5 protein-coding genes and 1 tRNA gene are annotated in these 7,859 nt (G+C 51.8%); 5 read left to right on the forward strand and 1 reads right to left on the reverse strand.

Annotation, left to right across the window (positions count from 1 at the left end):
- Positions 1-46: 46 nt before the first annotated feature.
- From I9W95_RS14995 to I9W95_RS15015, 5 genes are all read left to right on the forward strand, one after another.
- The gene (locus I9W95_RS14995) at positions 47-1,417 is read left to right on the forward strand and encodes a DUF1329 domain-containing protein (protein WP_225676326.1); all 1,371 of its coding nucleotides are present in this window, start codon (positions 47-49) and stop codon (positions 1,415-1,417) included.
- A 169-nt stretch (positions 1,418-1,586) separates the two neighbouring features.
- Complete coding sequence (locus tag I9W95_RS15000) at positions 1,587-2,804, forward strand: YCF48-related protein (RefSeq protein WP_225676328.1); 1,218 nt, start codon at positions 1,587-1,589, stop codon at positions 2,802-2,804.
- A 1-nt stretch (position 2,805) separates the two neighbouring features.
- Positions 2,806-5,289, forward strand: a complete 2,484-nt coding sequence (locus I9W95_RS15005; RefSeq protein ID WP_225676330.1) for an MMPL family transporter — start codon at positions 2,806-2,808, stop codon at positions 5,287-5,289.
- Positions 5,290-5,376: 87 nt separating this feature from the next.
- The gene (locus tag I9W95_RS15010) at positions 5,377-6,171 is read left to right on the forward strand and encodes a hypothetical protein (protein ID WP_225676332.1); all 795 of its coding nucleotides are present in this window, start codon (positions 5,377-5,379) and stop codon (positions 6,169-6,171) included.
- Between the two features lie 20 nt (positions 6,172-6,191).
- Positions 6,192-7,244, forward strand: a complete 1,053-nt coding sequence (locus I9W95_RS15015) for an AraC family transcriptional regulator (protein WP_225676334.1) — start codon at positions 6,192-6,194, stop codon at positions 7,242-7,244.
- 522 nt (positions 7,245-7,766) lie between these two features.
- Here the strand turns inward: I9W95_RS15015 and I9W95_RS15020 are convergent.
- Positions 7,767-7,843 (reverse strand) — tRNA-Asp (locus tag I9W95_RS15020).
- Between the last annotated feature and the right edge of the window lie 16 nt (positions 7,844-7,859).

The raw sequence follows: 7,859 nt of genomic DNA on the forward strand, positions 1-7,859 counted from the left end.
GGCCCCGGGGAACATGCCGCGATAGCGGTATTCAAGAGGTCGCATAATGAAAAAAAATAAACTGATAGCGGCTGGTGCACTGGCGTTGGCATTCATAATGCCAACGGCTTTGGCGGCAGTATCCGTAACCGAAGCGGATCGTCTGAAAGGTGAGCTGACTCCGATGGGAGCAGAACGCAAAGGCAATGATGCAGGCGATATTCCACCATGGCGTGGCGGTCTGAGCCTGCCTCCTGTGAGTTACAGCAAGGCTGGTCAGCATCACATCGATCCATATGCTGACGACAAACCGTTGTTCGTTATCACCGCATCCAATATGGCGCAGTACGCTGAGTATCTTACTCCGGGTCAGATTGCGCTGTTCAAAACATACCCGGCTACATTCACTATGCCGGTGTATGAAACCCGTCGTACGGCCGCCGCGCCGGACTGGGTATACGAAAACACTTACAAAAACGCCATTCGCGCTGAGTTGACTAAAGACGGCTCGGGCTTGCTGTATGCGTATGGCGGTGTTCCATTCCCGATCGCGAAAACCGGTCTTGAAGCCATCTGGAACCACATTACGCGCTGGCGTGGCATTTATCTGACTCGTCGTGCGTCAGAAATTGCGGTTCAGACCGACGGTGATTTCTCGCTGGTAACGGTGCAGCAGGAAGTGGAATTCAACTACTATCGTCGCGATAAAAGCATCGAAGATCTGAACAACATCCTGTTCTACTACCTGTCTTTCACCAAGGCTCCAGCTCGTCTGGCGGGTGGTGCGGTACTGGTTCACGAAACACTTAACCAGGTGGATGAGCCTCGTCAGGCATGGGGTTATAACGCTGGTCAGCGTCGTGTTCGCCGCGCGCCAAACCTGGCGTATGACACGCCAATTGCAGCAGCTGATGGCCTGCGTTACGCCGATGATACCGATATGTATAACGGTGCGCCGGACCGTTACAACTGGAAGCTGCTGGAGAAAAAGGAAATCTACATCCCGTACAACAGCTATAAGCTGAGTGCGAACAACGTTTCCTATGAAGAGCTGATCAAACCAGGCCACCTTAACCCTGAATATACCCGTTATGAAAAACACCGTGTTTGGGTGGTTGAGGCGACACTGAAAGAAGGCATGCGCCACGTTTATCACAAGCGAGTGTTCTATCTCGATGAAGATACCTGGGGTGTGGCGGTTGCTGACCAGTACGACTCGGCAGGTGATCTGTGGCGAGTAAACATGGCCTACATGAAAACCTACTATGAGTTACCAGTGACCTGGACCACCATGGATGTGTTCCATGACCTGAAGGCCAAGCGCTACCACGTTCAGGGACTGGATAACGAAGAGCAGGGGACTATCGATTACAGTAACGAACCACCGGGTGATCGTTACTTTACCCCGGCAGAACTTCGCCGACGCGGTAAACGTTAAACCCCGACTGAGCGGATGAGAGAAATCTCATCCGTTTTTGCTATGGGGTTCATAGCAGTTTAACGGATAATTGATACCTTACATTCTGTTACAACCAGACATTAGTCAATAAATGTGGGCTCGGCTAGACTAGCCGCCTTCCGACATTACTATAAAAACGGAGCTCTTTATGTTTTCTGATTTGGTTCAGCGGCCAACCCGTTCTGCGGTTAAGGCACTGGCGTCGGGAATCAGCAAATTGTTGCTAATCTGCAGCACTCTGATGGTTTCCCTCATGGCATCTGCCGCATGGCAGGATCCGCTGAATACTCCAGCCCTTCAGACTGAGCGTGCGCATCAGACTCTGTTGCTGGATGTTGTGCGCGCGGACCGTCGTTTGATCGCCGTGGGGGCGCACGGTCATATCGTCTATTCCGATGATGACGGTTCAACCTGGATTCAGGGACGCGTTCCGGTATCGGTAACCCTGACTGCTGTCTACTTCCCATCCGGCGATTATGGCTGGGCGGTGGGTCACGACGGTGTGATTCTGAATACCTCTGACGGCGGTAAGACCTGGACCAAACAGTTCGATGGTTATATGGCGAATGATGCCATTGTGAAGGCTGCCAGTCGTGCCAAAGAGCGTGCGCAAGCCCAGCTTGAAGCCGCTGAAGTCGCTGGCGATGACGTTGCGATCGAAGATGCTGAAATGGCTCTGGAAACGGCTACCTACGCACTGCAGGACGCTGAATACGATCTGAGCACCGGTTCTACCAAGCCATTCCTGGATGTGTGGTTCTACGATGCCAAGCGCGGTTACGCGGTGGGTGCGTACGGTATGTTCTTCCATACGCAGGACGGCGGTAAGACCTGGGAAGATATGTCTTCCTCCTTGCCTAACCCCGACCGTTTGCACATCAATTCAATTTCTACTGCGGGTAGTCACTCGCTGGTACTGGTTGGCGAAATGGGCATGATCCTGCGTTCAGATGACCTCGGCGGTAGCTGGCGTCAACTTGAAGCGCCTTATGATGGCTCGCTGTTCGGTCTGCTGGCATCCGGCTCCCGTCAGCTTCTGTTTGGTCTGCGTGGACACGTGTTTGCATCAGATGACGCGGGCATCACCTGGACTGAGCTGACCACTGGTAGTGAGCAGTCTCTGCTGTCTGGTGTCGTTGGTAATAAACATACGTTGCTGGTCGGTAATGGCGGCTCTGTCATTGTGTTTGATTCAGCAATGACTAAACCTCGTTCTACCGTGCTGGAAGGGCGCAAAGCTTATGCCGCTGTTGCTGAAGCATCTGACGGTAACTTTGTGATTGTTGGCGAAGCGGGCGTAAAACGCCTGAATGCCGCTGGCGAATTGATTGACCAGACCATCAGCATGGCCGCGGGAGATTTCTGAAATGTCTGAACAAAAACACCATTTTTCCACCGAGCCGGAGCATCACATTCTCTCCACAGAGACTGAACCGATGCTTGAGCGTGTGCTGTTTGGCAACCGTCTGGTCGTGCTGATCCTGATGGTACTGCTGACCATGCTGTTCGGTTATGGCGTTACCAAAATCAAGCTGGATTCCAGCATTGAAAAATATATTCCACTGAACCACGAATACATCCGTAACTTCCTCGTCCACAAAGACGATATGAAGAGTGGTGTAGCCAATGTGAAGATCGCAGTGGAAGCCACTGATGGCGATATCTTCAGCAAAGACTATATGGAAACCCTGAGCAAAATTAACGATGACGTGTTCTTCGTTAAGGGTGTGGATCGCTCGGGCATGCAGTCTCTGTGGACGCCGAATACTCGCTGGACGGAAGTGACTGAAGAAGGTTTTCAGGGTGGTCCGGTTATTCCGAGTACCTATGATGGCAGTGAAGAAAGTCTGGATAAGGTTCGTCAGAACGTCCTGAAATCCGGTCAGGTAGGTCGTCTGGTTTCCAATGACTTCCGCTCCTCTATCATTGATGTTCCGCTGGTTGAGAAAGACCCTGAGACGGGTGAGAAACTGAGCTACCAGCAGTTCTCCCGTGATCTGGAAGAAAAGATTCGCGCTAAATACGGCAGCGACCAATATCGTATCTACATCACTGGTACTCCGAAAAAACTCGGTGATCTGATGGATGGTGCGGCAAAAATTGCGCTGTTCTTCCTGGCGGCGATGATTGCTACTGCAATCCTGCTGTTCCTGTATTCCCGTTGCCCGAAGGGCACTGTTGTACCGATTCTGGCTTCCCTGATTGCGGTTGTCTGGCAGTTGGGTGCACTGGCCCTGATGGGTTACACGCTGGATCTGTACTCTGTACTGGTGCCTTTCCTGGTGTTTGCAATCGGTATCTCGCACGCCGTACAGATTATTAACGGTATTGCTATTGAAGCGGGTAAGGGTGCTAATCATCTGCTGGCCGCCCGCCGTGCATTCCGTGGCTTGTATGTGCCGGGTATGCTGGCGCTGTTGTCCGATGGTATGGGCTTCCTGACGCTGTTGTTTATCGATATCGGCGTAATTCAGGAACTGGCCATCGCCGCTTCTGTGGGTGTGGCGATGATTATTATCTCCAACCTGGTGTTGCTGCCGATCATTATGTCATTTATCGGTATCAGCCAGTCCGGTGTGCGTCACGCACAGAAAGTAGAAGCTTCAGAGCCGAAACTGTGGAAAACGCTGTCGTTCTTTGCCAATAAGAAAGTCGCGCCGTTCCCGATTGTTATTGCAATTGTGATGGCAATTTTCGGTTACCAGATGAGTCAGGGCCTGAAGATTGGTGACCTGGATAAGGGTGCACCTGAACTGCGTGCCGATTCGCGCTATAACCTCGATAACGACTTTATGGTGTCCAACTACTCAACCAGTTCCGATGTTCTGGTGGTTATGGTTGAAACGGCTAAAGAGCAATGTAACAGCTTCAAAGTAATGGACGCAGTGGATCGTTTCATGTGGTACATGGAAAACGTTCCGGGCGTTCAGTCGACCAATTCGCTGGTCACCGTTTCCAAGCTGGTGACCAAGGCGATGAACGAAGGCAATCTGAACTGGTCTGCACTGTCTCGTAACCAGACCATTCTGAACACCTCGATTCAGCGTGCGCCAAGTGCTCTGCTGAATCCGGATTGCTCTATGGCACCTGTAATTGTTTATCTGAATGACCACAAAGCGGAAACGCTGGAGACTGCCGTGGCAGCAGTGGAAGCCTTCAAGAGCGATTACGATGACAGCATCGATGAGAAGTACTTTGGCTATACTATCCCGGAAATTGAGCAGGCTATTGAGAACGGTGAAATCGACTCTGTTCCTGTTCGATTCCAGCTGGCGTCCGGTAATGCTGGTATCGAAGCGGCAACCAATCAGGTAATCGCAGATGCACAGGACACCATGCTGATTTTCGTCTACGTGGTGGTATTCGTGCTTTGCTTCCTGACCTTCCGTTCTTTCACCGCGGTGGCATGTATTCTGATCCCACTGGCGCTGACATCAATTCTGAGTCAGGCACTGATGACCTATCTGGGTATTGGCGTGAAGGTGGCAACTCTGCCGGTAATCGCGCTGGGTGTTGGTATTGGTGTGGACTACGGTATTTATATCTACAGCCGACTGGAAGTGATGCTGATTGCTGGTAAAACTATGCAGGAAGCCTTCCTGGAGACACTTAAGTCCACCGGTAAGGCAGTAAGCTTCACCGGTGTAACGCTGGCACTGGGTGTTGCTACCTGGATTCTGTCGCCAATTAAATTCCAGGCCGATATGGGTATTCTGCTGACCTTTATGTTCCTGTGGAACATGCTGGGTGCGCTGATCCTGCTGCCTGCACTGGCACACTACCTGTTACGCCCTGAGCGTATCATTGCTCGTCACAAAAAGCGTCATGGTGAGGTCCCGCCTGCGGGTTGAATGTCACAGACGTAGAGCAAAAAAAACGGTGGCCCAGGCCACCGTTTTTTTTGCGACAATAGCGAAAGTTCTGAAGGAGATTTTGTGATGAAAAGCCCTCTGGGTCTGAATGCCGATTTGCCGGTTATGGATTTGCTGAAAGAAGCGGTTAGTTTGCTGATGCTGAAAAAGCAGCAAGTGGCGCGGATGTTTGTGCCAGCCATGCTGATACTCGCTCTGGTGGACTCGCTCAGCAGTGAGTTAGTCGATAAAGGTTCGGCGCAACTCATCTTCATCGTTGTATCTGTGGTTCTTGGTGTGTTGTTTGCGACGGCAGCGCATCGCTTTACCTTGTTGCCCGAAGAGCAATGGCATCGCAATGCAATCCATGGCTGGGGACGGGATGAATTCCGTTACCTGCTGCGTGCAATCATTATCGGACTGGCTGCTGCCGTCGTATTTTTTATTATTATGCTGGCTTGTATGGCCATCGTCGGGCCGGAGCTGGCATGGATGGGCGCTGTGGTTGCGTGTCTTCCGGCTCTGTATATCTGGGCGCGACTGTCGGTCACTTTGCCGGAAGTTGCTTTGGGGCAAAAAAGCGATATCAGCCGTGCCTGGGCCCTCAGCGAAGGTAATGGTTCACGCCTGGTTCTGATTGTTATCGTCCTGCCTGTGATGATGATGCTGCCGGTGTTTGCTTTGTATGCGGCAGAAAACTGGATGCTCAATTACGTGGCTGCCTTCGGAGGCTATATCACGTCTCTGATTTCACTGGTGATGTTGTCAGTTTCATACCGATTCCTGACCGAATTCTATGATAAGCCGGCAGAAACGTCGGGTTCAGAGGTTTCATCGACTGATGAAGCACCTTCTCCGGACAATAATGGCTTCGACGCCTGACCGGGAAAGGGAAGTAGCGTATGCGTCTGGGAGATTTATCTGTTTCCTACGTCGAGCTGATGGCTCGGGCGGTCGCTCAGTCGGGTTATGACCCGACTGAGATTCTGCGCCAGTATCAATTGGATGAGGTGAAACTGGCTTCGCCGGACGCGCGCATCAGTATCCCGCGCTTTATGCGTATGGGACACAGCATGATCAGTGCTTTTCGTCTGCCTCATCTTGGTCTGGCAATGGGACGCTGTTCATCGCCATCGATGATGGGCATCGCTGGATTGCTGGCTCAGTCGGCTCAGGACATTCGCTCCGCCTGCCGCGCTGTGACCGAATATGAACTGCTGTCGAGTTTTAATGCACGGGGCCGCTCAGTCTTTTCGACAGAGAAGGGGCAGGGGGTTGTCAGCTTCTACTCCATCAGCCCATACAATGATTACAACCTGTTTGTGGTGGATTCCGTTCTCAGTGGCTGGTTTACCTTCCTGTCGATGGTGAGTGGTCGAACTGATCTTGTTGCGCGAATTGAGGTTGAATTTCCGGCGCCGGATTATCGCGATCAGTACGCTGATTTTTTCCCGTGTGAGGTCCGTTTTGGTGCAGAACGCAATGCATTGGTGCTGCATGAGTGGGCACTGCCATTGATTGTTCGTACGCGCTGTGCATCGACCTACAGTGCGCTGAAGTTGTTGGCAGATCGCGAATTAGAAAGGGTGCGGCTGGGGCTAAGCTTTCGTGAAATGACAGAGCGCGCTATTGGCCCTCTGCTGAATGGTCAGACACCAACCCTGGAGCAGGTAGCGCAGCGCCTGAATATGGCCCCCTGGACCGTCAGGCGCAGGCTGACTGACGAAGGCTATACATTCCAGCAAGTGCTGAATGATACACGCCGTGATCTGGCTGTTAGCTACGTAAGGGATACGACGCTGACGCTGGGGGAGATTGCCTATTTGTTAGGCTTTGGATCAGCGACAGCGTTTCAGAGGGCTTTCAAACGCTGGACCGGCGAAGCGCCGGGGCGGTTTCGCGAACGGACGGGCAGGGGTTACATTTCTACCGCGTCGTCCACATCGTCTTCATAGTCGTCGTAACCGACTTCCAGAAGGTCTTCAATGTAATCAGACATTGTTGACTCCTTTTTCTTGTGTTAATCGATGTCATATCCATGACAAGCACTTACTGTGCCATTTAATACAAGTCTAGCCTGTATTCTCATTCTGACCACTATCTGATCTTAAAGTTCAGTCGTTGATGTCATGTGAGCATAAGCATAATGACCAGGCTGTGTTACGGCAGTATGAACTGATGGTGAAAAGGCTGTGACAGTATCGGCTGTTCCTGGGTATTTCTGGCTGGACGTAGCCTGCTTAAGTTAACGAAGTCTCTTTATCAGGGGACATCCGATGCGCATTCTTACTTTTCGGGAAGGCGAGCAGGGCGCTAGAAGAAGGTGTAGGCCGAGCTTGCGTTCCAGCGGGAACTCGAACCAACGTGCAAAAATAATAAAAAGGGATCTAAAAGAAGATGGCGTACGGCCGGGCTGGCGTTCCAGCGGGAACTCGAACCGACGTGCAAAAATAATAAAAGGGGATCTTAAAAGAAGATGGCGGACTGGACGGGACTCGAACCCGCGACCCCCGGCGTGACAGGCCGGTATTCTAACCAACTGAACTACCAGTCCGCATTGTGCTTAAGAT

The sequence above is a fragment of the Thalassolituus marinus genome (assembly GCF_020320395.1).
Lineage (GTDB): Bacteria > Pseudomonadota > Gammaproteobacteria > Pseudomonadales > Oceanobacteraceae > Venatoribacter > Venatoribacter marinus.